At 55.8% G+C, this 26523-nt stretch carries 20 protein-coding genes; 17 read left to right on the forward strand and 3 right to left on the reverse strand.

The window, feature by feature from the left end:
* The first annotated feature begins 369 nt into the window (after positions 1-369).
* The 10 genes from LWH48_RS08065 (at position 370) to LWH48_RS08110 (ending at position 12513) form a co-directional block, all read left to right on the forward strand.
* A complete protein-coding gene (locus tag LWH48_RS08065) occupies positions 370-1194 on the forward strand; it encodes a TnsA endonuclease N-terminal domain-containing protein (RefSeq protein ID WP_104417427.1) in 825 nt (274 codons plus the stop codon).
* Positions 1184-3250 (forward strand): transposase family protein, encoded by a 2067-nt coding sequence (locus tag LWH48_RS08070; RefSeq protein ID WP_232912178.1) that lies wholly within the window; start codon positions 1184-1186, stop codon positions 3248-3250. Before LWH48_RS08065 ends, LWH48_RS08070 begins: the two co-directional genes overlap by 11 nt.
* Entirely contained in the window at positions 3243-4823 is a 1581-nt protein-coding gene (locus tag LWH48_RS08075) for an ATP-binding protein (protein WP_027853439.1), read from the forward strand. The genes LWH48_RS08070 and LWH48_RS08075 overlap by 8 nt, the downstream gene beginning before the upstream one ends.
* Before the next feature lie 110 nt (positions 4824-4933).
* Complete coding sequence (locus LWH48_RS08080) at positions 4934-5962, forward strand: IS630 family transposase (protein WP_054645368.1); 1029 nt, start codon at positions 4934-4936, stop codon at positions 5960-5962.
* Between the two features lie 487 nt (positions 5963-6449).
* Complete coding sequence (gene phnC / locus LWH48_RS08085) at positions 6450-7265, forward strand: phosphonate ABC transporter ATP-binding protein (RefSeq protein WP_442908302.1); 816 nt, start codon at positions 6450-6452, stop codon at positions 7263-7265.
* Between the two features lie 29 nt (positions 7266-7294).
* The gene (locus tag LWH48_RS08090; protein WP_232912179.1) at positions 7295-8656 is read left to right on the forward strand and encodes an IS1380 family transposase; all 1362 of its coding nucleotides are present in this window, start codon (positions 7295-7297) and stop codon (positions 8654-8656) included.
* Positions 8657-8934: 278 nt separating this feature from the next.
* A complete protein-coding gene (gene phnD, locus LWH48_RS08095; protein ID WP_058579628.1) occupies positions 8935-9798 on the forward strand; it encodes a phosphate/phosphite/phosphonate ABC transporter substrate-binding protein in 864 nt (287 codons plus the stop codon).
* Between the two features lie 10 nt (positions 9799-9808).
* A complete protein-coding gene (gene phnE / locus LWH48_RS08100; protein WP_020833798.1) occupies positions 9809-10639 on the forward strand; it encodes a phosphonate ABC transporter, permease protein PhnE in 831 nt (276 codons plus the stop codon).
* 9 nt (positions 10640-10648) lie between these two features.
* On the forward strand, positions 10649-11659 hold the full coding sequence (locus tag LWH48_RS08105) for a phosphonate dehydrogenase (protein WP_011783502.1): 1011 nt from the start codon (positions 10649-10651) through the stop codon (positions 11657-11659).
* Positions 11653-12513 (forward strand): LysR family transcriptional regulator, encoded by an 861-nt coding sequence (locus tag LWH48_RS08110; protein WP_011783503.1) that lies wholly within the window; start codon positions 11653-11655, stop codon positions 12511-12513. Before LWH48_RS08105 ends, LWH48_RS08110 begins: the two co-directional genes overlap by 7 nt.
* On the opposite strand, the gene LWH48_RS08115 is transcribed toward LWH48_RS08110, so the two are convergent.
* On the reverse strand, positions 12428-13120 hold the full coding sequence (locus LWH48_RS08115; RefSeq protein ID WP_082780664.1) for a reverse transcriptase domain-containing protein: 693 nt from the start codon (positions 13118-13120) through the stop codon (positions 12428-12430). The genes LWH48_RS08110 and LWH48_RS08115 overlap by 86 nt on opposite strands.
* A gap of 96 nt (positions 13121-13216) precedes the next feature.
* Between LWH48_RS08115 and LWH48_RS08120 the strand changes: the two genes are divergently transcribed.
* A complete protein-coding gene (locus LWH48_RS08120) occupies positions 13217-14188 on the forward strand; it encodes an IS5 family transposase (RefSeq protein WP_064788842.1) in 972 nt (323 codons plus the stop codon).
* A 120-nt stretch (positions 14189-14308) separates the two neighbouring features.
* Here the strand turns inward: LWH48_RS08120 and LWH48_RS18235 are convergent, their stop codons facing one another.
* Complete coding sequence (locus LWH48_RS18235) at positions 14309-15328, reverse strand: sigma-54 factor interaction domain-containing protein (protein WP_064788841.1); 1020 nt, start codon at positions 15326-15328, stop codon at positions 14309-14311.
* Between the two features lie 139 nt (positions 15329-15467).
* On the opposite strand from LWH48_RS18235, the gene LWH48_RS08130 reads away from it, so the two are divergent.
* The 3 genes from LWH48_RS08130 (at position 15468) to LWH48_RS08140 (ending at position 21428) form a co-directional block, all read left to right on the forward strand.
* Positions 15468-17015 (forward strand): TnsD family Tn7-like transposition protein, encoded by a 1548-nt coding sequence (locus LWH48_RS08130; protein ID WP_165374924.1) that lies wholly within the window; start codon positions 15468-15470, stop codon positions 17013-17015.
* A 2029-nt stretch (positions 17016-19044) separates the two neighbouring features.
* Positions 19045-19872, forward strand: coding sequence for a DUF72 domain-containing protein (locus LWH48_RS08135; protein ID WP_232912180.1), 828 nt, complete (start codon positions 19045-19047; stop codon positions 19870-19872).
* A gap of 212 nt (positions 19873-20084) precedes the next feature.
* Positions 20085-21428, forward strand: coding sequence for a sodium-dependent transporter (locus LWH48_RS08140; RefSeq protein ID WP_232912181.1), 1344 nt, complete (start codon positions 20085-20087; stop codon positions 21426-21428).
* A gap of 71 nt (positions 21429-21499) precedes the next feature.
* On the opposite strand, the gene LWH48_RS08145 is transcribed toward LWH48_RS08140, so the two are convergent.
* Positions 21500-21715 (reverse strand): PA3496 family putative envelope integrity protein, encoded by a 216-nt coding sequence (locus tag LWH48_RS08145; RefSeq protein WP_161431901.1) that lies wholly within the window; start codon positions 21713-21715, stop codon positions 21500-21502.
* Positions 21716-21929: 214 nt separating this feature from the next.
* Here LWH48_RS08145 and hexR point away from each other — a divergent pair, with 214 nt between their 5' ends.
* The 3 genes from hexR (at position 21930) to LWH48_RS08160 (ending at position 26448) form a co-directional block, all read left to right on the forward strand.
* Positions 21930-22793 (forward strand): transcriptional regulator HexR, encoded by an 864-nt coding sequence (hexR, locus tag LWH48_RS08150; protein WP_232912182.1) that lies wholly within the window; start codon positions 21930-21932, stop codon positions 22791-22793.
* Between the two features lie 202 nt (positions 22794-22995).
* Positions 22996-25197: a DNA helicase II gene (gene uvrD, locus LWH48_RS08155; protein ID WP_232912183.1), complete on the forward strand. Its 2202-nt coding sequence runs from the start codon at positions 22996-22998 to the stop codon at positions 25195-25197.
* Positions 25198-25347: 150 nt separating this feature from the next.
* Positions 25348-26448, forward strand: coding sequence for a TRAP transporter substrate-binding protein (locus LWH48_RS08160; RefSeq protein WP_232912184.1), 1101 nt, complete (start codon positions 25348-25350; stop codon positions 26446-26448).
* Positions 26449-26523: the final 75 nt, after the last annotated feature.

The following is a 26523-nucleotide window of genomic DNA, read 5'->3' on the forward strand; positions in this document are numbered from 1 at the left end:
TTTCTCTCGACCGCCGTCAAGCAAGGGGTAGCGGCGCATACCGCACTGGAGCAACTGTTTGCGGGGGAGGTGCCAGCCTTCATGCAGCAAGAAGCCCCGACTCAGCCAACCGGTGCTGAATAGTTACATTATTTTTATAAAAATAGCTTTAGGGTTTTACGGGCAATTTGTTACCAACTTTATTAATTTACAAAGACTATTATCTTATTGATTAATAGGCTTCGGAGAGCAGTAAGTTTCTAACTTTATTTGATTACCACACACCGATATCGGTGAAAAATAAAGTTTGATTAAAATAAATAAAGTTTGATCATTTGTTGTAAAGTCTGATACAAAACTCTCTCCTGCTTTCCCTGACAGGAGGGAGTTGTGTCGGACGCTAACAAACCGCTAGATGCATCGGATCAGAAAAAGCTGAAAGCCCGAGGTCATGGCTTCGGTGCATCTTATAAGCCTTTCATCCAGATCCAGGACCTTAGCAGTTCCGGTGAAAGTGTCCGGGCCCCTGGTCGCGTGACCGGGCGTATTCACCATCTTCTTTCCGGTATTGAGTTTGCTGCCTTTAGCATCTTCGACTGGTATCACGATACAGCGGATATCAGAGAGCAATTTCCACTTCCGCTGGAGGAGACAATTCGCTTGTGCGCCGAAATGGGCATCAAGCATCCGCAAATCAGAGGAAAGCTCAAGATTGTAACTACGGATTTGCTGGTGGATTTCCGTGAGGGCCCTCCCTTGGCCATCGCAGTAAAGCCTGTCTCAGAATTGGGCAAAGCCCGGACGATAGAAAAGTTACAAATTGAAAAGGCCTATTGGGAGCAAGCTGGCGTTGGATGGAAGCTATTCACTGACCGAGAAGTATCTCCTTCTCTCAAAGAGAACCTTCAGTGGATCAGGCCTGCTCTTGCCGACATTCGCTGGGAGCAGTTCAGTAGTGAGGTAGAGGATTCCAGCTCTACAGAATTGATTACTAGGCTTGCTACCTATTCTGAGCAAAAAGCTACGAGGTGTTGTGCTCGCTTGGATGATGAATATGGGCTTGAGCCTGGTTCACATGTGCAAATGCTGCGGTATGGGGTAGCAACACGACAAATAAAAGCACCACTTCAAAAAGCATATCACGACTGGAAATGCTCAGAACTCGTTTTTGATGGCGTGGCCTCTACACAATGGAGGTTAAGTCATGCAAATTAATACAGTTCTACAAGCTCCTGTTTCAGAGCAGAGAATCCGAGTTCTGTTCACCAACCTTGAAAATTATCAGGTGATTGATGTTGATGATCAGAATGCTTGGCCGTTTACATTAACGTCAGAAGAGCTGGAAGACTTCCAGGAAACCACAGACCCTTTCCCGATCCCTTCAGTCCAGGAAGGCACATTAGCTGCGCAAAAGCGTGATGAAGCAGTATCTGCACTGAAGCCCCTACTCGAGAAGCATGAAGCTTTATTCGAGAAGAAAACGCGGAATGAACTCATAAGATTGGCGGTCGAACAATCGGGACGACCTCGCCTGTTCATTGTTCGTGCTCTTCGCCGTTTCTGGCAAAGAGGGATGTCTCCGAATGCTCTCGCACCTGACTATCAACAATGTGGAGGGAGTGGCAAGCCACGACGAAATTTGGACAAAAAGCTGGGCCGGAAGCGTTCGGTCTCACCGGGGGAAGGACTTGTCGTAACTGAGGATGTGGCGGATATATTTCGCACGGCAATTGAGACAAGCTATCTCGTAGGAAAGCCAGTGCCGATGTCAGTTGTACTCAATAAAGCCAACGGCCTCCTGCGGTCCCGTTACCCTGATATAACACCAGGTCGATTGGCGACACGGGGCCAGCTTCAATACTTCTACTCTAAGAACTATCGAAAGCATGAAGCTGAAAAACGTCGAATGCCAGCTCGGGCATACGATAAAGACATCAAACCCCTAATCAGTACGGCAGCGACCAATAATTTCGGCCCAGGAGCTCGTTACGAAATTGACGCAACCATAGTGGATCTGTATCTGGTTTCAGATGAAGACCCTGAAAAAATTGTAGGGCGTCCAGTGTTGTATCTCGTGAAGGATGTATTCAGCCGTATGATTGCAGGTATGTATATCGGCTTTGAAACACCCTCGTGGGTTACTGCAGGTATGGCTCTAGCGAATGCGTTCTGCAGCAAGGTTGAGTACTGCGCGCGTTACGGTATTGAGATTACTGATAGTGACTGGCCTGCAGTCGGTATTCCGGCCAGCATTCTGGCAGATAGAGGTGAGCTGCTTTCCCGTCAGGCTGACACACTGGTGAATCGATTTGGAATTCAACTAAGCAACACCAGAGCCTATAGAGGCGATGACAAGGGTATCTGCGAGCGGCACTTCAACACTATTCAAGCTGAGTTCAAACCCTATGTTGGCGGAGTGGTAGAGCCTGTTAATGGCAAAAAACGGACAGGGAAACGCTACGAGCTTGATGCAGAGTTGGGCCTATCTGCTTTTACGGAGATGATGATTCATCTTGTACTCCGCCATAACACCAGTCATGTCGTAAAAGACTACGATTTCGCTCCGGATATGCCGAATGATCTGGCAGCTGTTCCTATTGCGCTTTGGAACTGGGGAGTTAGCAACCGGACAGGAAAGCTGCGTACCTGTGACGAGAGGCTAGCCAGAATTAACCTGTTGCCAAACGAAACTGCAACGATTTCTGAGGTAGGTATCAAACTGCGTGGAATCAACTATACATGCCAGGAAGCGTTGAAAGCTGGATGGTTCGACCGGATCAAACAGAACCGTCCAACCAAAATTGAAGCAGCTTTTGATCCTCGAAACACCAATGAGATATTTATCAGACCAGTTGCTGGCGATGATGAGTATTGGGTCTGCGATCTTTCAGATCGTAGCCGCAGCTATCGAGGAATGACATTTGTGGAAGCGGCTCAAAAGCAATATGAGAGAAAGAGAGCACAGGCATCTGCCAAGCAGCGGGCAGACTATTCAAGTATCGACACCTTGGATGCTATCGACCATATAGTCCAACGTGAGCGAGCGAAGAAACCCTCAAAGCCATCTCTGCCAGCGAGCCGTAGGTTGATGGGCATTCGTGATAATCGGCGCGATGAGTTGGCAGCAGAACGTCAGCGTACATCATTAAGTAAGCCAGATTCTGCCAGTTCCACTGGCCATAAGGCTTTGGTTATCGATATCAAAACGCGAAGTGAACCCTGCCTGGATTATCCTGATCTGGATTCGTTCTTGGAGGATGGAGATGATTAAGCATCCCCTGGCGCATTACATCGAGGCCGAAATCCCCGACTATGCTGGGCATCCTTTGATTAATGCACTTCCGCCGATTAATTCCCCTCAGGAAACGGCTAAGAAGCTAAATCGTTATCCAACGGTTGGCGACAGTGAGAAGAAGCTGCCTGGGCACATTCGTCGCCATGCGATGATGAGGATATTGGATCAGTTCCTCTATCCGACCAAGTCGCATTTGCAACTGGAACAAATGCTCTCGAGCATGATTCGTCGGGGCTACCTGAGTCGGAACATAGCCGATGCCAGCCACCAACGTAATCTTGATACTGTTGGTTATACAGACTTCAAATCTGCCAGCCGTAATGCAGGCAATGAATCTCTGGTTAGTTCGGTGATTGGCTGCTCGGGAACAGGTAAATCGACAGCTGTAGAGGCGATTCTGAGCTGCTATCCGCAAGTGATATATCACCCTGACTATCAGCATACCCAGCTGGTTTGGCTGAAGGTTGAGTGTCCCCATGATGGTTCCGTCAGGCATCTCTGCATCAACTTTTTCAGAGCGGTTGATGATGCCCTTGGCACAGATTATCAACAGTTATTTGTAAAATCGCGCTCTTCTGCAGAGTCGATGCTAGGTGACGTAGCGAGAGTAGTTGCGCTTCATTCGGTAGGCTTGCTGGCTATCGATGAAATTCAGCACTTGGAAAAATCCAAGTCGGGAGGCTCCCAGAAAATGCTGAATTTCTTTGTCACCCTGACCAATGTGATCAAGGTGCCGGTGCTGTTTATTGGTACCCCGAAAGCACTGGATCTGTTTACACCGACCATGCGTTCAGCTCGCAGGGCTGCCCAATTTGGCAGTCTGAACTGGAACCGCTTCGAACGTTCAGACAAGCCGGAACAAGACGCGGAGTGGGAGCGTTTCATCAAAAGGCTCTGGAAGCTGCAGTGGTTTGAAGCTCCGACTCCACTCACTGAGCCGATGAAAGACTTGTTCTGGGAGTTCACCCAGGGTATCCCTCATGTAGCGGTATCGCTGTTCTATCTCTGTCAGACCCGTGCTGTCATGGCCAGACGAGAGGTGATCGATCAGCTTCTTGTAGAAAAGGTCTTCAATGAAGAGCTTTCGCTAATCCACCCTATGATTAAGGCATTGCGAAGTGGCAGAAAAGAACAAATTCTGGCCTATGCTGACTTGGACATACCAACTGATACTATTCGCGCATCTGGCATCCATGTTGCTGATCCAGAGCTTCCACATACTTCTACTGAGCCTCAACAAGCCAGCAAAGCCCAACAGTTGATCGATATGTTGATGCAAATGGGTATTGGATCGGACATAGCCCCCGTGGTGGCCGAACAAGCTATTGAAGAGAAACCGGATGAGGATCTTTTGGGTCTGGTTGCACATATTCGAGCCTTACAGGAAAAGCCTACCCCTAAGCAGGTTTCTAAGAAAGCAGTGGCCAAACCGGCCAAGCCGGTGTATCTGAAAAATGATTTGCGGCTGGTTCGACAGAGCAGTGGTACTGAGACCTATAGCAAGTTTCAGGAAATGGGCGTTGTTATCCGGCTGGACAGCTTCCTGTGATTAGATCCGACCACATGGTATCAGACTTAATATACTAATGGGTTCGAAAGTAAGCGAACATCATTTATAATGTAGGCTCCGTTCGCCAAGCTTATCGGATATTTACACACATGCGCCACGATGACGGTCGTAAACTTGATCACAAAACATTAGAAGCCATTCGCGTTCGCGCCGTTCAACGGGTCATGGATGGCGAGAGTCCAGAAGTCGTCATCAAAGCGCTGGGGATGAGCCGAGCACGAATCTATGAATGGCTGGCTGCCTACCGCGAGGGTGGCTTTGACGCGCTCAAGGCCAAGCAGATTTCCGGTCGTCCCAAGAAACTGAGCGGTGCTCAGATCCGGGAGCTGTATATCTGGATAACGACCTTTACGCCGGACCAGTTGAAGTTTGATTTTGCCCTGTGGACTCGGGGCCGAGTGCGTGAGCTCATCCGGCAAAAGTTCAACGTCCGGTTAAGCGATGTCTCGGTCGGTCGTCTGCTTCGAAACCTGGGGCTGACGCCTCAGAAACCCCTGCATCGGGCCTACCAGCAAAAGCCAGAGGCCGTGAAACAATGGAAAGAAGAGACCTACCCGGAAATTCGCAAGGAAGCAAAAAAAGTCGGCGCCACCATCTATTTCGGCGATGAAGCCAGCATTCGGTCTGATTATCACAGTGGCACCACCTGGGCACCCAGGGGTGAAACTCCGATCATCCGTAATACGGGCAGTCGCTTCAGCATCAATCTGATCTCGGCCATCTCGCCTCGCGGCGAGCTTCGCTTTAAGACCATTCAGGGCAACATGAACACCGATGCGTTTCTTGGTTTCCTCAAGGCTCTGGTGCAAGACGTTGACAAGCCGGTTTTCCTGATCCTCGATAACCACCCGGTTCATCATGCTCGTCGGGTTCGAGACTATGTTGAGAGTCTCGACGGCAAGCTCAGGTTGTTCTTCCTGCCGCCGTACTCGCCGGAGCTGAATCCTGACGAGTCTGTTTGGGGCTATATCAAATACCATCACGTCGGTAAAAAGATCATTAACAGCAAAGAACAACTTCGGAGCACTGTTTACCGGCAGCTTCGACGTTTGCAAAAATTGCCACGACTATTGAAATCGTTTTTTGGCCATCCGGATTTGGCTTATATCTCCGGGTAATATTCGCTTACTTTATTTCGAATTAGTAAGTGCAAGGCTGTCCTTGCCCACCCTTAAGGCCACACCTTGAATTGCTGCCCGTTTCCAGATCCACCCCACCATAGTCAGCACCTGGAAGCGCGACCTATTGGAGAGCGCGTCCGACCTCCTCGAAGGCAAGAGTATAGTCGGTAAGCAATTCGATGAACTCAGCACGGACGAACTGTACCGTGAGATTCGCCGACTGACGGTGGAACGCAATTTTTGTTGCTTAAGCTCCTGGGTGGCTCGTTCCACTTTGGCTGAGCTCCATGTATTTCACAGAGCCCTTCGGAAAATCCTTGCGAACCAAAAGCACTTCATCAAACTGTCACGTCAGTGACACGACGGTGTCATCTCTCAGCTTTATCGTTCAATTGTAACTCGCAATACGGCGAGCTTATTTATTGCAAAAGGTGATCCTGTGGCCCCAACTCAATCAACCAATGTGATGCTTCGAGTCGAGAGTATGGGCGTAACCTACCCGGGAAACGTCCTCGCGCTCAAACCCACCAACGTTCACTTTCACAAGGGCGAATTCACCGTGCTACTGGGACTTTCAGGCGCGGGTAAATCCACTCTGCTTCGTTCACTGAATCACCTGGTTAAGCCCACAACCGGGAAGGTTGTGTCTGGCGAGTTTGGTGAACTGACCAACCGTAGAATCCTGCGACAGCACCGCAGCCGCACCGCCATGGTGTTCCAGCATCACCAGCTGATCGAACGATACACCGCGTTACAGAATGTGCTGACAGGCAGACTTGCGTATCACGGTACTTGGCGAGGCCTGCTTCCCCTGCCCCGGCAGGACCTGGAGTTGGCTCTGCAATGCCTCGACCGCGTAGGTCTGGCTGACAAAGCGCTTTCCCGAGTAGATCAGTTGTCCGGCGGCCAGCAGCAGCGGGTTGGAATCGCCAGAGCATTGGTGCAGCAACCATCCATGATTCTTGCCGATGAGCCCGTTGCCAGCCTGGATCCGGCCACTTCTGAAAAGGTACTCGGCCTACTGCGCGATATTTGTCAGGAAGATGGAATCACCGCGGTTATTTCCTTGCACCAATTGGAATACGCCCAGCGTTTTGCAGACCGGATCATCGGCCTTTCGAACGCTCATATCGTTTTTGACGATGCTCCTGAAAACCTGAAATCGAAACACCTGGACGAGATTTACCACCGTTCACCCAGCGTGGTAGCTGCGGAAGGCAAACCAGCCATCCATAAACCTGAATCCGTGAGACCGGCCCCCAGGAATGCTTCTAACCTACTGAACTGCATGGCAATATAGCGAATATCGCCATTCACCCAGACAGTGCCATGCCCAACGTCAAGTTCCGCGCCAGTCGCCGCACCCTCACCAGCCACGCCGGGCTGTCCATCATCGGGCAATGCTTCGAGATCGCTGGCGTCGACAGCATCGACAGCCGCTTCCCCACCACGCTGGGCATGCGCACCAGTGACGTGATCAAGAGCTACCTGGGCCTGCTGTGTCTGGGCATGAGCGACTATGACGCTGTCGAGAACTTCCGCCGCGACAAGCCCTTCCAACAACTGCTGACCCTGCAGAAGGTGCCGAGCGCGGCGACGCTGCGACAGCGGCTGGAGAAACTTGCCGCCAACGACCTGCAGGCGCGCACCGCCACCTGGTCCACGACCCTGCTGTCACTGATCGAAGCACCGATCACCGCCGAGACGACGCACGTCTGCCTGGACATCGACACCTTCGTCATGGACAACAGCAACTCGAAGAAGGAAGGCGTCTCGCGGACCTACCAGCAGGTCGATGGCTACACCCCGATCGCCGCCTATCTGGGCAACGAAGGGTGGTGCCTGGGTCTGGAACTGCGGCCTGGCAAGCAGCACACCATGAAGGAGAGCAACGCCTTCCTGGAGCGGGTACTGCCTCGCGCCCAAGGCCTGACCAAGCAACCGATCCTGTTACGCGAGGACAGCGGCTTCGACAGCCAGGCGCACCTGGCGCTTCTCGAACAGCAGCGCCAGGTCTTTGCCGACGAGGGGCGCCGGCTCGACTATGTCGTCAAATGGAACCCGCGCGGCTCGGCCACGGCGGATCAGGATACCTGGTTGGCTGTGGCGGCGGACTACTGGGAAGAGCTGCGTCCTGGCAAGCGCCAGGCGCTGTGGCCGCAGACCGTCTCGATCCACGACGACAACAAGACCGAATACGTCGTCCAACGCGTGATGCGCCTGGTCGAGCGCACCGCCGATCGCGATGGCCAGTTGCTGCTCGAACCGGACTATGAGTTGGAAGGCTGGTGGACCAGCCTGGACGAGGCGCCGGAGGCGGTGATCAAACGCTACCAGGCGCATGCCACCCACGAGCAATTCCACAGTGAGATCAAGACCGATCTCGACCTGGAGCGGCTGCCGTCGGGCAAGTTCGCCACCAACGATCTGATCCTGCACCTCGCCCAGCTGGCCTACAACATCCTGCGGCTGATGGGGCAGCTGGGCATGACCGGCGAGCTGAGCCCGGTGCGCCATCCCGCCAAGCGGCGCCGGATCCGCACCGTGCTACAAGAGCTGGTGCATCGTGCGGCGCTCGTGATTCACAAGGCGCGGCAGATCATCCTCGACTTCGGGCAGGACATCGGACGCATGACGGTGTTGAACACCTTGCGAAGCCGCCTGCGCTATCCCCGAGGCACGCCATGCTGATCGTCTGTCGGACAAAGGCACCACGCAGAGAGCTGACGGTCATCGGCAGCCAGTATCACCGTGTCCGGCGGGTAGAAATGCCTGTCAAAATGGGCTGCTCTCGTCGGTCAGCGTCGCCATGGTTGGTCCTCCCCGGTATGCGTTCAGCGGTTGAGACGGAATCGGCGGTCAAAAAAATGCTCGCTGGCGGTGATAGGGGAAGTGTCGGCGCTGGCTTCACGGAATCAGGATAAACCTAAGACCACCCCGATAACGACAGACGTACTGGAGATAGCACAATGAAGACAATGATTCACTCTTTGCTGGCTCTGATAATGATGCTCGGCATCCATTGGTCAGCCCATGCCGCAGATACAGACCCTGATCTTTTGAAAGTTGCCTTGCTGCCGGATGAGAACGCGTCAGAACTGATCAAGCGAAACCAACCTTTGAAGGATTACCTGGAAACCACTCTTGGTAAGGAAGTAGAACTGATTGTTACCACCGATTACTCCTCCATGATCGAAGCCATGCGTTTTGGCCGAATTGACCTGGCTTACTTTGGTCCGTTGTCCTATGTGATGGCCAAGAGTAAGAGTGACATTGAACCCTTTGCCGCCATGGTGGTAGACGGGAAGCCGACTTATCGCTCCATCATTATTGCCAATGCGGACTCTGGCGTTGGCTCCTTCGCGGATATCAAAGGCAAGAAAATGGCCTACGGTGACCGCGCATCCACTTCCAGCCACCTGATCCCCAAGACCGTACTCCTTGAGAAGGCAGAGCTCGAAGCCGGAAAGGACTATGAGGCTCATTTCGTCGGTAGCCATGACGCTGTTGCGGTTAACGTCGCCAATGGCAATGCCGACGCCGGAGGGTTGTCCGAAGTTATCTTCGAGCATGTGATGGACCTCGGTTTGATTGATCGGAGCAAGGTCAAAGTGCTGGGCTACAGCGGTGACTTTCCTCAATACCCCTGGGCCATGCGTTCGAACCTGGCCCCTGAGCTGAAGAGCAACATTCAGAAAGCCTTTCTGCAGATCGATGACCCGGAGATTCTCGACAACCTGAAGGCTGAGGGATTCGCGGCAATTACCGACGAAGATTACGATGTCATCCGCGCTATGGGTGGCCTGCTCAATCTTGATTTCGCAAAAATGTGAGGAGTGCCCCATGAACTATACAACGACGGAACCGGCGACTCTGTCGCCGGCCCCGTCGGCCTCCGTGCTGGATGAGCACGCGAAAGGCTGGCGGAAAAAACTCGGACAGTCGCTGTTAGTGCTGCTCATCATTTTTGTCGCAAGTTGGCACGTAGGGCTGCTCAATTTCAATACACTTGCCAATGGCGTGCCAGCCATAGGCACACTCATTGGCGAATCTCTTCCACCTGACTTCACCAATGTGGCCAGCTGGGTGTCGCCGTTAATCGACACGCTTGCGATGAGCATTGCCGGTACTGCCATTGCAGTAACCTTGTCTGTGCCACTGGCATTCCTGGCTGCGCGCAACACCTCTCCACATCCGGTGGTGTTCCAAGTAACTCGAACCCTTTTAAACGGTTTGCGTTCAGTCCCGGAACTGATCATGGGCATCATCTTCGTGGCTGCTGTTGGTTTTGGGGCGTTGCCTGGCGTACTGGCGCTCGGTCTTCACTCCATTGGCATGGTTGGAAAGTTTTTTGCCGAAGCGATTGAGCATGTAGATGAGGCGCCAGTGGAAGCGGCCGATGCTGCCGGCGCTACTCGCTTGCAGGTGCTCTATCACGCCGTGCTGCCACAAGTACTTCCTCAATTCGCGGACGTGTCCATTTATCGCTGGGAATACAATTTCCGTGCCTCGACCGTAATGGGCATGGTGGGTGCCGGTGGTATTGGCTTCGAATTGATGGGCTCGCTGAGAATCATGCAGTATCAGGAAGTCAGCGCCATTCTCATTGTCATCTTGTTGATGGTCACCGTCGTGGACAGTCTCAGTGGCCGCCTTCGTAAGAAATTCAAATAAGGACCATCTATGAAACCCAAGGTTGTGATAACCCATAAGATCCATGACAGTGTTCTGGATGAACTTGCCCAAGATTGCGAGCTGGTCACCAACCAATCCGGCGCCACGTTGCCCCAGGAGGAAGTGGCTGCGCGCGTTGCAGACGCTGATGCGATGATGGCGTTCATGCCAGACCGAGTTGGAGTGGAGTTCCTACAGGGGTGTCCGCGCTTGAAGGTGATTGGTGCAGCCCTGAAAGGCTATGACAACTTTGATGTGGATGCCTGCACGCGTCATGGGGTTTGGCTGACATTTGTACCGGATTTGCTAACCGTGCCTACTGCAGAGCTAACGGTCGGGCTGACGATCAGTCTCACCCGACAAGTCAAGGCGGCGGACCACTTCGTTCGATCCGGTGAATTTACTGGCTGGACACCACGCTTCTATGGGCAGGGGATCGAAGGCTCACGGATTGGTATTGTGGGTATGGGGGCCATCGGCCAAGCGGTGGCGCAGCGCCTGAACGGATGGGGAGCGGATTTAATCTATTCCCAGCCGGAACGTTTACCCGTGCAGCATGAGCAGGCACTGGGTTTGTCCCATACTCCCCTCAAGATGCTGCTGGCCCAGTCAGATATTGTGATCCTGGCACTGGCGCTCAATGAGCAAACCCTCCACACCATTAATCGCGAAACGCTAACAGGAATGAAACCGGGCGCATTCCTTATCAATCCCTGCCGTGGATCTGTGGTGGATGAGGGTAGTGTTCTGCAAGCGCTTCAATCCGGTCAGTTGGGGGGGTACGCCGCTGATGTGTTTGAGATGGAAGATTGGGCGAGAGAAGATCGTCCGAGGGAGATCGCCCAGGGGCTCAGGGCCCACCCCAACACGCTGTTTACTGCTCACATCGGATCGGCAGTCAGCCAGGTGCGTCTGGCTATCGAGCAACGCGCTGCTCGGAACATTCTGCAAGTGCTTCGGGGTGAGCGGCCGGGTGATGCGATCAATGATCCCAGTGGCCGCGAGAGCGGCCCATGCTGAATCTTGTCTGGCTGAAGAGTTTCGTGGCGGTGCTGGACCACAACGGGTTTCAGGCCGCAGCCCGCCAGTTGGACATCGCACAACCCACACTGTCCCAGCACCTTCAAAAACTCGAAAACCAACTTGGCGTTTTATTGGTCCACAGGGGGCGCTCTGGCTGTGAGCCAACCCGGGCTGCCTTAACCTTGTTGCCTTTTGCCCGAAGTCTGCTCCGGCTGGAGGAGCAGGCGAGATCTTCCATTATGGAGGCTCGACTTCGCGTTGGGGCGAGCTCCAATATTGGGATTTATATGCTCCAGCCCTACATCCGTCGTTACAAGGAGCTGGGCGTAGGGCCCGAGGTGGATGTGGTAATAGATTCCAATCCGACTATTGCACGGCATTTATCGGACGGTGAGCTGGACGTGGCGATTATGGAGTGGTGGCATGATCTACCCGGATTCCATGCTCAGGCGTGGCGTAACGAGCCCGTTGTTCTAATCGTTCCGCCTGGTCACCCGTTAGCCCGTCGAACCGATATCGACCGCGATACGCTGTCTAACATGGCTCTGATCGGCGGCGAACCCGGCACCGGCACTGGCCGGCTTTTGGCGACCTACTTCGGTGAGCATGGGCCATTTCCGACGGTATCTATGCAGCTGGGTAGCACCGAAGCCGTCAAGCAAGCGGTTAAGGTCGGACTTGGCGCATCGTTGGTGCTTGAAAGTTCTGTACGGGAGGAGGTCCAAAATGGAAGTCTGGTGGCTATTCCCGTGAGTGAGCCTGGCCTTAGCAAGGAGCTGATGGTGATTTATCCGAGCAGCCTGGACAAACACAGGCCAGTATACTCGTTTGTTGGGCATCTCTGTGAATAGCTATTGGGTCCACCTCACGCATATCTAGCTGGGAATGCAGATACTGAGCCTCACGCTCACTTCGACAACGCAGTATTCCGTCATCTGCATATCGGCAGAATGGGATATCCGGATGACGAACGGTCAGCCAACGATCCAATGCATAATGCAGAAACAGGTTTGCCAGAACTGGCGATAACGGGCCACCTTGTGGTGTGCCAACGTTCCGTCGTTCCTGCTTACCATCTTTCGTCTGCATCGGTGCCGTTAGCCAGCGCCTCACATACAGCAGCACCCAGGATTCAGAGCAATGGTGGTCAAGGGCCTTGAGCAATAGCTCATGATCAATATGATCAAACAAGCCACGGATGTCATACTCCAGCACCCAGTCCCTTTCCCAGCACCGCTTTCGCGTGATCGCAAGCGCATCATGCGGGGATTTCCCGCGCCGATACCCGTACGAGTCCACATGAAAGACAGGTTCCAGGATAGGTTCCAGCGTCATAGTAACCACAGTTTGCGCTATACGATCGCTAACCGTGGGTACCCCGAGCAATCTTTCTCCTCCACTTTTCTTCGGAATTGGAACTGCTTTGACGGACGGTGGGAAATAGCTGCCGGACGACATCCGATTCCAAATTAGATAGAGGTTCTTACTTAAGGAAGCTGCGAATAAGTCCACTGCATGGGATAATGCCCGCTGTACACGATTGAGGACGCACCGATGGATCAGCAACTTACATTCGCGGACAGCGAGTTCAGCAACAAGCGCCGTCAAACCCGCAAGGAAAAGTTTCTGGGCCGAATGGACAAGCTGATCCCGTGGGCGCGTCTCGAAGCCGTCATCGAGCCTCATTATCCCAAGGCTGGCAATGGTCGTCGACCGTATCCCTTGTCTACAATGCTTCGCATTCACTGCATGCAGCAGTGGTATACCCTCAGTGACCCCGCCATGGAAGACGCGCTGTATGAGATCGCGTCCATGCGGCTGTTCGCTCGATTGTCATTGGACAAGGCCATCCCCGATCACACCACTATCCTGAACTTCCGTCATCTTTTGGAGCGCCACGGTCTGGCTCGACAGATTTTTGAAGAGGTAAACCAATGGCTGTCTGAAGCCGGTGTCCTGCTGAAAGAGGGCTCACTGGTCGATGCCACCATCATCGAAGCTCCCTGCTCCACCAAGAACAAAACGGGCGAACGTGATCCCGAGATGCACCAGACCAAAAAAGGGAATCAATGGCACTTCGGGATGAAGGCTCACATCGGGGTTGATGCCCGCACCGGCATCACGCACAGTTTCACGACAACTGCGGCCAATGAGCACGACCTTAATCAGGCTGATCAACTGCTACACGGTGAAGAAGCATTCATCTTTGCTGATGCGGGTTACAGGGGCGCCGAAAAGCGAGACGAGCTGAAAGATGTCAGTGCGGACTGGTACATCGCAGAACAGCCAGGGAAGCTGAAGACACTGAAAAAACACCCTCGGATCAATAAGGTCAGAATCCGCACCGAGTATCTGAAAACCAGTATCCGTGCGAAAGTTGAGCATCCGTTTCGGATCATCAAGTGCCAGTTTGGTTTTGTAAAAGCCCGCTACCGTGGCCTGAAGAAAAACGACTGCAAGTTGGCCATGCTGTTCGCACTGGCCAACGTTGTGCGGGTGGATCAGATGTTGAGAGCACGGGGTTAATCCGTCTGCACTGCCTGAAAAGGTGGTTGCAGCTGGTTAAAAAGGGCTAAAAGTGTTGAATTTTCGCCTCTGAGGCGGTGACAACGACATTTCAGAGCCTTGGATCGGGCTTATTCGTAGCTACCCAAGGTTCCTATTGGTTGCCACAATAATACGCACATCAACTATGCGCTCCTCTGTAGAGCCTACAGGAGTAAAGCTGCCATCTTGAAGTACCCGTAGTAATCGAACTTGGGCTTCTAGTGGAAGCTCTCCGAATTCGTCCAAAAACAGGGTGCCACCATCTGCTTGATCAAACACCCCTGGCTTGCTGGTTGTTGCACCTGTGAATGCACCTTTGCTATGGCCAAACAAGGTGCTATCAATAAGCTCCGAAGGAATTGCGCCGCAATTCAAAGATAGGAAAGGCTGCTTTGAGCGTGGGCTGGTGTTATGAATAGCCCGAGCAAATAGCTCCTTGCCAGTGCCTGTTTCACCATGAATCAATACCGGCACTTCTCTCATCGCAAGAATCGCTGCACGCTCCTTCAAACGTTCCATCTGAGGATCTTGGGTGATTATGTGGTCAAACGCAGCCGTAGAAGGAGCCTCACAAGCAATAAGGCTCGTCAGGCGATCATCCAGAGCGTCAGCAACGGACGGTAAAAAGTCAGCAGCTATGTCGAAAGGAAGCTCAACGACTTGAACTCCCTGCTGCAGGGACGATTGCAAAAAACGAACTCGATACTTCGTCTTACCCGTAAGGATCGAAACTGACGTCATTGCGGGCGTGCCCGACGTCAATTGAATATAAATCGGTGACCTTGGGTGCTTCTCTACGATGTCAGAGAGCGTGGCATCCAAGACTTTGTAGATGTCAGCAAAGTGAATGGGGCTCTGAAGCTCAGCCTGAACGGAAACGAATTCCGTCCTGAAACTTTCTTTTAGCCGATGTAGATAATTTCTCACCTCATCCAGCGGTTGGTTATGAAGCAAATAGGCATAGCTGAAGTCCTGGTGGCGAAGCACACTGGCTAACGGCCCATCAATAACCTCGTCCGAACCACCTCTGATGTCTGCAGTGCCAATCCAAGATACAAGAACGTCAGCCATGTTAGATAAAGTATCTTCTGTAGATATAAAAAATTCATCATCAGGCATTTCTGCTCAGGAAGCAATGTGCGTACAGGTATGGCTTCAGGATCACTAGACTACTACTGACGAATGCCGATGGGAAATTTTACGGATTTCCCCCTGGCGAACTATGCTTCTGAATACTGGTCTGGTATCGGTGTTCAGAATGTCTCTCCAAAACTTCCCCAAGGCTTTACCTGACGAACTACTCGGTAGTGTTCTAGCTCGAAGCGTTCATCAACTGGGCGTTAAAGATGACAAGGTGGCACTTAAGCTGCTCTTTGGCTCCCGAAATGTAGTTCCGTCTGGGTTGATGCAGGGGCACATCGATATGCTTCTGGAGCATGTAGGGCATATTTGGCCAATATCATCATCAGAAGTCATTCAGCGTCATTCACTACTTCCGCTATTCAGGCCTTTCTCTACTCATGAAAAGTACAGCAAATTGCTTGCTGACCTTTGCTCTGGACGAATGAATTTTGGCATGTTGCGTTCGGGTATCAACGCTTCGCGTCTAAAATGGACAAATACCTTCAGAGTTTGTCCCGTGTGTTGGCATGAGCAGCGGGCAGAATACGGTTTTGCAGTTTGGTCTCGTGTCTTGCAGTGCCCAGGTGTGGAATGCTGCCCAGATCATAAATGCCTTTTGGTTGATAGCAAAATATCAATGCCGTCAGAGCGGAGGCATGAGCTGGTTGGAGCTCATCAATACCGACTAGAGTGCTCGCTGGCGGTTGCAGCTGAACAAAGGTTAGTACAGGTTGCTGACTGCATTAAGCAGCTCCTGGATTTGAATTATCCGTTTGTTACTCCTGGCCATTGGACGGGTTTCTACCGTCAGATTGTTAAGGACAAGGGTCTGGTATTGGGCGGCCGCGTTGATCATGATGCTATACGTTCCGAGGTATTGTGCTACTGGGGGGAACAGCAACTTGAAAGATGGGGCCTCGAACTTTCAGGTGACTCAAACTGGTTGTTGTCCATGTTTAGAACGCACCGACGACCCTTCAATTATCTCCAGCACTTGGTTGTATTACAGGCGTTTGAGCAGCCTACGAATCTCGAAAGGCTGTTTCAGCAAGTAGCATCATTTCCTGCTGAGCCATTAGCGCGCAGGCATTATGAGAATAGCCGGGCTGATTACAGTCGCCAGGAGTACAGGGAAATATGGAGGCAGCTCCTCGCTGATGCATCATCTTTGAAAAGCATTAGATCTTCTGCCGAAGGGGCAAGAGTCTACTCGTGGCTGTATCGATATGACCGTGAGTGGTTGATGAAAAACAAACCTGCAGCGATGGCTAGGAAGCCACGTAATCATATCGACTGGACTGCTCGTGATCGTGACTATGCACGCCGTATATGCCGCCTGGAGAGATCGTTGCGGCATCAAATTGACGGCCCGAGACGATCACAGGCTTGGTATCTTCGCCAAATGGGTCTGAAGAGCTCCTTTAGGATGAAATCTCATCTTTTGCCGCTTTGTAGATTGCTTCTTAATCGTTATGCTGAGTCCGTTGATGAGTACCAAACGCGTCGTCTTGCGAGCTGTGTGCTTCGGTTAATGGAAGAGAAAAAGGAATTCCAACTGTATGAAGTTGAACGCCTTGCTGGGCTCAGTAAAGAGCGGTGTCGAAAAGCTGCAAGGCAAATTATCCGAGATCATATCGCCTGCTGGTCGGGCATTGCGCAAGTTTCCAGCAGACTCCAAGCTTGAAGCTGTTCGGGGGATCTATTCCCGCAAGTTACTTGGGCTTAGGCAACAGGCGGTAGTGGATGTTAAGTTTGAGCATCATCCGTTAACGGCAGTGCCTATTGAAGTAATCGGTATGTTGGTGCCGGGCAGCAAATTTAAAGATAAAAAGAGAATCCCTCCCAAGGACTCCCAGTCTCGATCAATCAGCATTGATAGGGTCGAAGAAGCCGTACTCCTTGATCATGAGTATTGGCACAGAGTTCATTCAATGGATGGCAGCAGTTGCCTCATTCGCAGTATAGAGCTGGCTCGGGTTTTGTTTTTCCATTCGCCTCATCTGATTCGCTGTGCTCTTCGGCCAAATGGAATGGATTCATTGGTTCGGATTGGCCGTGGTGATGAAGTCATTGAAGTGAGTTTCACAGAGATGGCTGACTTTCCTGCCTCACAGCTACACAATAAGCGAATTCAGTCTCATTTATCATGGCTTTTTCTGTCCCAGTCAGCCAAGCAGTCCTTCGGTAGTATCTACCAAGAATGGGTGATGTCAGATGAAGAGAGATGGATGTTCAGGTTTTCACCTCCGCCGATGCATGGCTGGCAAATCTCAGTCATGAGGTGTGCCCATAGCGTTGACCCGTTTCTTGAAAAAGTATCCGAGATACGTACAGTCAACGTAGAAGATTTCTGCCTACAGCAGAAAGTCATTTTTCGTCACCCGAAACTGCGTTATCCAGTGACTCTTGATGAAAGCCGCAAGTCACGCAAACGCAAACCCACAGACGAACATCCGGAGCTTGATTTACCATCAGTGCCAGGTATGGCGGAGGGCATGCACCAGGTTGATGATGGTAATTTGAAATTCAATATACCTTCTGGTCCCATGACGGAAGTTGATGGTGGCCTACCAAGACCCGAAGGGTCAGGGACCCGCGAAGCAGAGGCAGGCATTTCACAGTCAACGGGGGCAGGACCTTCTGAGCTGGATGGCGATGCCCAAGAGTTGAGCCTCCGCTTGAATCAGGAGGCTGATCCGGAAGAAGAACAACAGCCTGATGAACTGATTGCGAGCGAACCCACAGGGCGTTTTTCAAACTTTGAAAAAGCCATCAACATCTTGGTTCATGAATACGACTACGAGCTAACTGGGTCAATCTGCTGCTACGAGTTTCCTTTACCAAAGACACGTAGCAAAAAGATTCTAAGGACAGAGGATGGCAGACCCATACAGTACTACTTGGCAGGCCTTCGATGTAACGATCTTTCCATATGCATCTTGGAGGCTGACGTTGAGAGCTTGCTAGTACATGAAGAAGCTAACCCAGAGTCCGTTAGTACACTTCTGGCTATTGTGCGAGGGGAGCCCACGCAGTCAGTGTCTCGTATAGTGCAGTCATTTTCTGACAGTGGAGTGACTTGGAAAGAGTCTGACTTACGTACACATTGCCTAGTTTTTCATCGTTGCGATCATCCTAAACGATACCGGTCAGTGGATACAGAGGTGGCTGGCAAGATCACCAGGCAACGTGTTCCGCGAGAAAACGATGTATTTCTTCGATCTTGGGTGGACATCCTGCAGAGAGGCATTCAGAAAATCACTCAGAAATACAATGATGCACAGAAAGATTCAGATATCAGGGAGTAGAAGTGCCGGTCTGCAGTCAAGCTTGGCTGCGATCTGATATAGCTTCTCTACAGTGATGTTTACCCCCCGGAGACATTGATGTTTCCGGATTAGATGGTGCTAATGCTCATCAAGGGGCTAAAAGCGGGTTAGCAAAATCAGCAGACATGTTGCATGTGACTTTTGATGGCATGTTTCGGCATCAGCTGCTGGCTTTGTTCTGAGGCTTCTAACGTTAGGGCTCTTTCGGGTGGTGTTTTTAATCAAACTTTATTTTAAACTGAAATGGCCGGTAGTGAGTCGTCCGCCACTAATCGGATCAAACTTTATTTTTTGCTGTTCACGAATTAATCTAAAAAGCTTGCCTTTTTGGTCAAACTTTATTTCTCTCCGATAACCGAGCCTCGCCTGCACCTGGGGCTGCCCATGTGGGCCAATGCCGACTGGCGGGGTGGCCTCTATCCGTCGGGGGGTGGCGGGCTGGAGGAGTACGCCCGGGTATTCTCCGCCGTGGAGGGCAACACCACCTTCTATAGCGGGGCGCCGCGAACCGAGACGGTGGCCTCCTGGGCCCGTCAGGTACCGCCCGGGTTCCGCTTCTGCTTCAAGCTGCCCGCCGCCCTGACCCATGAGCGGCGGCTGCTCGGTATCGAGTCGGACCTTGACGCCTTTCTCGAGGCCCTGGCCCCGCTGCACGATCGCCTGGGCCCGGTGATGGTTCAGCTGCCCCGGGATTTCGGTGGCGCCGAACTGGGGCAACTGGAAGCCCTGCTGGCACGCTGGCCGACAGGAATTCCCTGCGCCGTGGAGGTTCGCCACAGCGAATTCTTCCACAAGGGGAGGGCCGAGGTCGCCCTGAACAGATTGTTGATAACTCATGGCGCCGACCGCGTGATGCTCGATGTGCGGCCGCTCTTCTCGACGTCTGCCGGTGACCATGCCGGGCTGCTCCAGGCCCAGCACGAGAAGCCGAGACGCCCATTACACGTACTTTCCACGGGAAATAGACCCATGGTGCGCTTCATCGGCCATCTCGATGGGGAGATCAACGCGCGCTATTTCGAGGCCTGGATCGAGCGGCTCTGCCTGTGGATAGATCAGGGGAAAACCCCTTTCCTGTTTGTGCATACTCCCGATAATCGCCAGGCTCCCCAGCTGGCCAGGCGCCTCCATGGACGGCTGGCGGCGAGGCTGTCACTGCCGCCGCTGGCCGCCTTTCCCGGCGAGGCCCAGGCCAGCCTGTTCGACCCCTAGGCCGGCTTCCCGGGGGCAAGCGTTGCGCCCCAAAGACGCTGGCCATCGAGCGTTTGATCGGATAGTTTTAGGCCGCGGCAGCGATCCTGCCTGGATCCCTGCCACTCTTGACGGTGTCCCGTGACCCGGGGCGCCCTGGACGTGGCAATGACAAGCACAAGCCGCCATCGCGCCGGACCGGCCGTTGGCGACACGTACACTCAGGGTGAAACATGTCGAAACTCTCCCACGCACAGTGGTCATCGAAGATGGCCTTCATTCTGGCAGCCACCGGTTCGGCGGTGGGGCTGGGCAATATCTGGCGCTTCTCCTACATGGTGGGTGACAGCGGGGGCGCGGCCTTCGTGCTCGTCTATCTGGCCTGTGTGGCCCTGGTGGGCCTGCCGATCCTGGTCGCCGAGTGGCTGATCGGCCGCCGTGGCCAGGAGAACCCGATCAACTCCATGCTGGACCTGGCCCGCAAGAGTGGTCGAATGCCGGCCTGGGCGGTGGTCGGCGCCAGCGGCGTGCTCGCCGCCTTCCTGATCCTCTCCTTCTACAGCGTCATCGGCGGCTGGTCGCTCTCCTATACCCTGGGCTCGATCACCGGCCAGTTCAGCGGCCAGGATTCCGACGGCATCGGCGCCCTGTTCAGCGGCCTGCTGGCCAACCCCACCGCCCTGACCCTGTGGCACACCGCCTTCATGGCGCTGGTGATCTTCATCGTCGCCCGCGGCGTGACCAAGGGCCTGGAGGGCGCCGTACGCACCCTGATGCCGGCGCTGGTGATCCTGATGGTAATCCTGGTGATCTACGGCATGACCACCGGGCATTTCGGCGAGGCCATGGCCTTCATGTTCAGCCCCGACTGGAGCGCCATCAGCGGCGAGGTGGTGCTGGCCGCCATGGGCCAGGCCTTCTTCACCCTGTCGCTGGGCATGGGCATAATGATGGCCTACGGCTCCTACCTGGGCGAGGACGTCAGCCTGATCGGCACCGCCCGCACCGTGATCATCTTCGATACCGTCATCGCGCTGCTCGCCGGCATGGCGATCTTCCCCATCGTCTTCGCCAACGGCCTGAGCCCGGGCGAGGGGCCGGGATTGATCTTCGTCACCCTGCCGCTGGCCTTCGGCAACATGGCAGGCGGCACCATCCTCGGCCTGATGTTCTTCCTGCTGTTGACCTTCGCCGCCCTGACCTCGGCCATCTCGCTGCTGGAACCGACGGTGGAACTGCTCGAGGAGCGCACCCCGCTCTCCCGCGTGGCCGCCACCCTGGTGGCCGGCGTGGCGGTCTGGGCGCTGGGCATCGCCGCGCTGATGTCATTCAACGTCTGGAGCGAACTGTCGATCGTGGGCCTGAACATCTTCGACTTCCTGGATACCCTGACCAGCAAGTTCATGCTGCCGCTGACCGGCCTGGGAGCGATTCTGTTCGTGGCTTGGCGCCTCGATCGTGACAGCGTGCTGGGTGAACTGGGTCTCTCCGGTGTACAGGCCCAGCTGTGGCAGGTCGTCGCCCGGGTGGTGGCGCCGATCGGCGTGATCGCGGTATTCGTCTACGGCCTGATCTAGCACGCCGCAGCGATACCTGGGCGAATGCCCCGACGAGCCCCGCCCTGGCGGGGCTCGTCGCGTATCGGGGCTCAGTGCATGGCATCCTCGGCGAGTTCGTCTTCGGGCAACTCGGCGATGTCACGCGACAGCCGCTTGAACTCGTCATGCAATTCGATGCCGCGCCGGGCACGCAGGTGGCGCTGGGCGGCGGTGCGGCTGCGCTGTTCGTGTTCCTGGACTTCCATGCTCATGAAGATGTCGAGGAGTTCGCTCTTCAGGGAGGTCAACCGTTCGGCCTTGTGCATGATAAACACTCTCCTTGGACGCTACGCGACACTGCATTTATTACTATACCTCACTTGACAGAATGATGACGGCGTGGGCGTTCTTCCACAACGCTGTGCCAACGCTCCCCGCGAAAGGCCGCGCTGCCCATCCCGCATCGCCTTCGGGCATACTGTAGGCAGATACCATGATCGCCCCGTCGCCGCCCTGCGGTGGCCAGCCAAGGAGTTTCGCGTGAGTCGTGCCCTGTTCGATGAGATGAGACGCCGCATGGAGCATTTCCGCCGCTCCGAGCAGAAGGTGGCCCGCTTCGTGCTGCGCAACCCCGAGGAAGTGATCCATATGCGCATCGTCGACCTGGCGACCGAGGCCAAGGTCAGCGAGCCTACGGTGGTGCGCTTCTGCCGGGCGCTGGGCTGCAACGGGTTCCAGGACTTCAAGCTCCAGCTGGCGCAGATGCTGGCCACCGGCAGCCAGTTCGCCCAGTTCTCGATGAACGACAGCGACTCGGTGGCGGAATTTTCCCAGAGCATCTTCGACTCCACCGTGGGCACCCTGTTGTCGGTGCGCGACCGCCTCGACAACGAGGCGCTGAGCAAGGCGATCAACGCCCTGGCCATGGCCAACCGGGTCGAGTTCTACGGCTTCGGGGCTTCCGGAGCGGTGGCCTTCGATGCCCAGCACAAGTTTTTCCGCCTGCAGATCTCCACCGCCGCTCATGCCGACCCGCACATGCAGAACATGTCGGCGGTGACCCTCAAGGAGGGCGACGTGGTAGTGGCGATCTCCCAGACCGGGCGTACCCGGGCGCTGGTGGCCAGCGTGCGCCTGGCGAAGGAGGCCGGCGCTACCGTGATCGGGCTGTGCCCCAGCGGCTCGCCGCTGGCCGAGGAGGTCACCCTGCCGCTGTATATCGATGTCCACGAGGACACCGAGATCTACACCCCCATGAGCTCGCGCATCGCCCACCTGGTGCTGGTCGACGTGCTCGCCGTGGGCGTGGCCAAGACCCGTGGCCCCAAACTTGCCGAGCAGCTTCGTGAAGTGAAGAAGAGCCTGACACCGCTGCGCTTCCCGGAGCAGGAAGGGAAGCCCTAGAACAAGGGGCGCCGGGGACAAGCCGAAGAGGAGGTCCTACGCCAGGGATGGCGTCGGTAGCGCCCAGGGATGGGTTCACAGCGCCTCCTCGCAGGCTTGTCGACGGATCAGCTCCGACTCCCTCCGGTTTGTTACGGCTCCGGCTCTGAATGGGCCAGTATGCTAAGCTATCCGCCCATTTTCCGAGCAGCGATGCCTTCCCATGGACGACGTCACGGCGATCCTCGACCACCTGAATGCCGCCCAGCGTGAGGCGGTCAGCGCCCCCCAGGGCAACATGCTGGTACTGGCCGGGGCCGGCTCCGGCAAGACCCGGGTGCTGGTGCATCGCATCGCCTGGCTGATGCAGGCCGAAGGGCTCTCCCCCTACGCGGTGCTGGCCGTGACATTCACCAACAAGGCGGCGCGCGAGATGCGCACTCGCCTGGAAGCGCTGCTGGGCCTCTCGCTGCGCCACGTCTGGGTGGGCACCTTCCACTCCATCGCCCATCGCCTGCTGCGCACCCACTGGCAGGATGCCCGCCTGCCCCAGCATTTCCAGATCATCGACTCCGATGACCAGCTACGCCTGGTCAAGCGGCTGATCAAGGAGAACGACGTCGACGACGAGCGCTTCCCGCCGCGGCAGGTGCAGTCGTTCATCTCCGGCTGCAAGGAGGAGGGGCTGCGTCCCCACCAGGTGGACGTCCACGGCGATGCCTACCTGAGTCAGATGGTCGAGCTCTACGAGCGCTACCAGCTCACCTGCGAGCGCGGTGGCCTGGTGGACTTCGGCGAGCTGCTGCTGCGCAGCCTGGAGCTGCTGCGCGACAATCCCGCCCTGCTGGCCCACTACCAGGAACGCTTCGCCCACGTACTGGTGGACGAGTTCCAGGACACCAACACCCTGCAGTACGCCTGGCTCAAGCTGCTCACCGGCATGACCACGCCGATGACGGTGGTGGGGGATGATGACCAGTCGATCTATGGCTGGCGCGGCGCCCGGGTGGAGAATATCCGCCGCTTCGAGCGTGAGTTCACCGCCACGAAGACCGTGCGTCTGGAGCAGAACTACCGCTCCACCAGCGCCATTCTCGAGGCCGCCAACGCCCTGATCAGCCACAACGCCGAGCGCATGGGCAAGACGCTATGGACCGCCGGCGAGCGCGGCGAGCCGATCTCGGTCTACAGCGGCTTCAATGACCTCGACGAGGCGCGCTTCATCGTCGATACCCTGCGTGAACGGGTCGAGGAGGGAACCAATCGCCGTGAGATCGCCATCCTCTACCGCTCCAACGCCCAGTCGCGGGTGATCGAGGAGACCCTGATCCGTCAGGGCGTGCCCTATCGCATCTACGGCGGCCATCGCTTCTACGAGCGCCTGGAGATCAAGAACGCCCTGGCCTACCTGCGCCTGCTGCTCAACCGCGACGACGACGCCTCCCTGGAGCGGGTGATCAACGTGCCGGCCCGGGGTATCGGCACCCGTACCGTGGAGCTGCTGCGCCAGCGTGCCCGGGAGGCCGGCGTCTCGCTGTGGCAGGCGCTTCACGATGGCCTGGCCGATGGCTCCCTCAAGGGGCGTGCCGGCAGCGCCCTGCAGGTCTTCGCCGACCTGATCGACGCCCTGGATAACGACAGCGCAGGGCTCGCCCTGCACGAGATCATCGACCATGTCATCGCGCGTACCGGCCTGCTCGAGCACCACCGCAACGAGCGGGGCGAGAAGGGCCAGGCCCGGGTCGAGAACCTCGAGGAGCTGGTCACCGCGGCCAAGGCCTTCACCCAGGGCGAATCCTTCGACCCGCCCGAGGCCGGGGAGGGCGCGGTGGCGCTGGAGGCCTTCCTCTCCGAGGCGGCGCTCAACGCCGGCGAGCACGAGGCCGACGAGTTCGAGGACAGCGTCCAGCTGATGACCCTGCACTCCGCCAAGGGGCTCGAGTTCCCGGTGGTGTTCATCGCCGGGGTGGAGGAGGGGCTCTTCCCCCACCGCATGTCTGTCGAGGAGCCGGGGCGCCTCGAGGAGGAGCGCCGCCTCTGCTACGTGGGCCTCACCCGCGCCATGCACAAGCTCTACCTGACCCACGCCGAGATTCGCCGGCTTCACGGCAAGGAGACCTTCCAGCGCGCCTCGCGCTTCCTGCGCGAGATTCCCGAGGAGTACCTGGAGGAGGTGCGCCTGCGCGGTCAGGTGTCGCGGCCGGTGACCGCCTCGCGCCCTGCCGGACTGCGCCAGAGCGAGGTCAACGGCGGCGACGACCTGCCCTCCCTCTCCCTGGGCCAGCGGGTGCGCCATCCGGTATTCGGCGAGGGGGTGATCCTCAACGCCGAGGGCGAGGGGCCCCGGGCGCGGGTGCAGGTCAGCTTCGAGGGCGAGGGGGACAAGTGGCTGGTGCTGGGCTTCGCCAAGCTGACGCCACTGTGATCGCTGTGGCGGCATGACCTTCCGTTGACGTCCACGACAGGCGGGCAGCTTGTGAGCGGGTTCGGCCCTGGAGCATACTGTTCCGCGGACACTGCCACGGCCAAGTCTCGTTCCGTGGCCCTATATAATAAGCTTTCGGAGTCATGCCGCATGCAACGCCGTCTCTTTCTCAAGAACAGCATCAAGACGCTAGGCGCCGGCGCCGCCGGTATCGCCGCCGCCCCCTTCGTTTCTACCGCCAATGCCCAGGAGACCATCACCTGGGACATGGTCACCTCCTGGCCCAAGAACTTCCCCGCGCTCGGCACTGGGGCCAACGACTTCGCCCAGCGCATCGAGACCCTATCCAATGGCCGCATGCGCATTCGCGTGCACGGCGCCGGTGAGCTGGTTCCCGCCCTGGAGGTCTTCGATGCCGTGGCCGCCGGCACCGCCGAGATGGGCCACTCCGCTTCCTACTACTGGCGGGGAAAGCTGGCAGCGTCGCAGTTCTTTACCGCCGTGCCCTTCGGCATGACGACCCAGGAAACCAACGCCTGGCTCTATTACGGTGGCGGCCAGGAGCTGTGGGACGAGATCTATGCCAAGCACAATCTCAAGCCCTTCCCGGTAGGCAATACCACGACCCAGCCCGGCGGCTGGTTCAAGAAGGAGATCAATTCCCTGGAAGACCTGCAGGGGCTCAAGCTACGCCTGCCAGGCCTTGCCGGCGAGGCCATGAATCGTATCGGTGTCACCACCGTCAATATGCCGGGGTCGGAGATCTTCACCTCCATGCAGACCGGTGTGCTGGACGCCGCCGACTGGGTCAGCCCCTACAACGACCTGGCCTTCGGCCTGCACCAGGTGGCCGACTACTACTATACCTCGGCCTGGAACGAGCCCAGTGCGATCCTCGAGGGAACCGTCAACCTGGATGCCTGGAATGCCCTGCCCGATGACCTCAAGGCGGTGGTGACCGAGGCGGCCCGTGCGGCCAATATGGCGATGATCAGCGAGTTCACCTTCCGCAATGCCCAGGCCCTGGATACCCTGGTCAACGAGCATGGGGTCGAGCTGCGCACCTTCCCCGAGGATGTGATGAAGGCGCTCTACGAGTCCTCCCAGGAGGTGATCGCCGAGCAGGTCGAGAGCGATCCGGATTCGAAGAGGGTTCATGACTCCTATGTCGCCTTCCAGAAGCTGGTGCGGCCCTCCAACGACGCCGGCGAGTTCGCCTACCTCAAGGCCCGCGAGGCGGTCGGTGCCTGAGCGAGTCGTTCATCGCGACCGGGCCGGTCAGGTAACACACAGCGGGGGCGCCGAATGGCGCCCCCTCTGGTTTGT

This window comes from Halomonas sp. G15 (genome assembly GCF_021282295.1).
In the GTDB taxonomy this organism is placed as follows: domain Bacteria; phylum Pseudomonadota; class Gammaproteobacteria; order Pseudomonadales; family Halomonadaceae; genus Halomonas; species Halomonas alimentaria.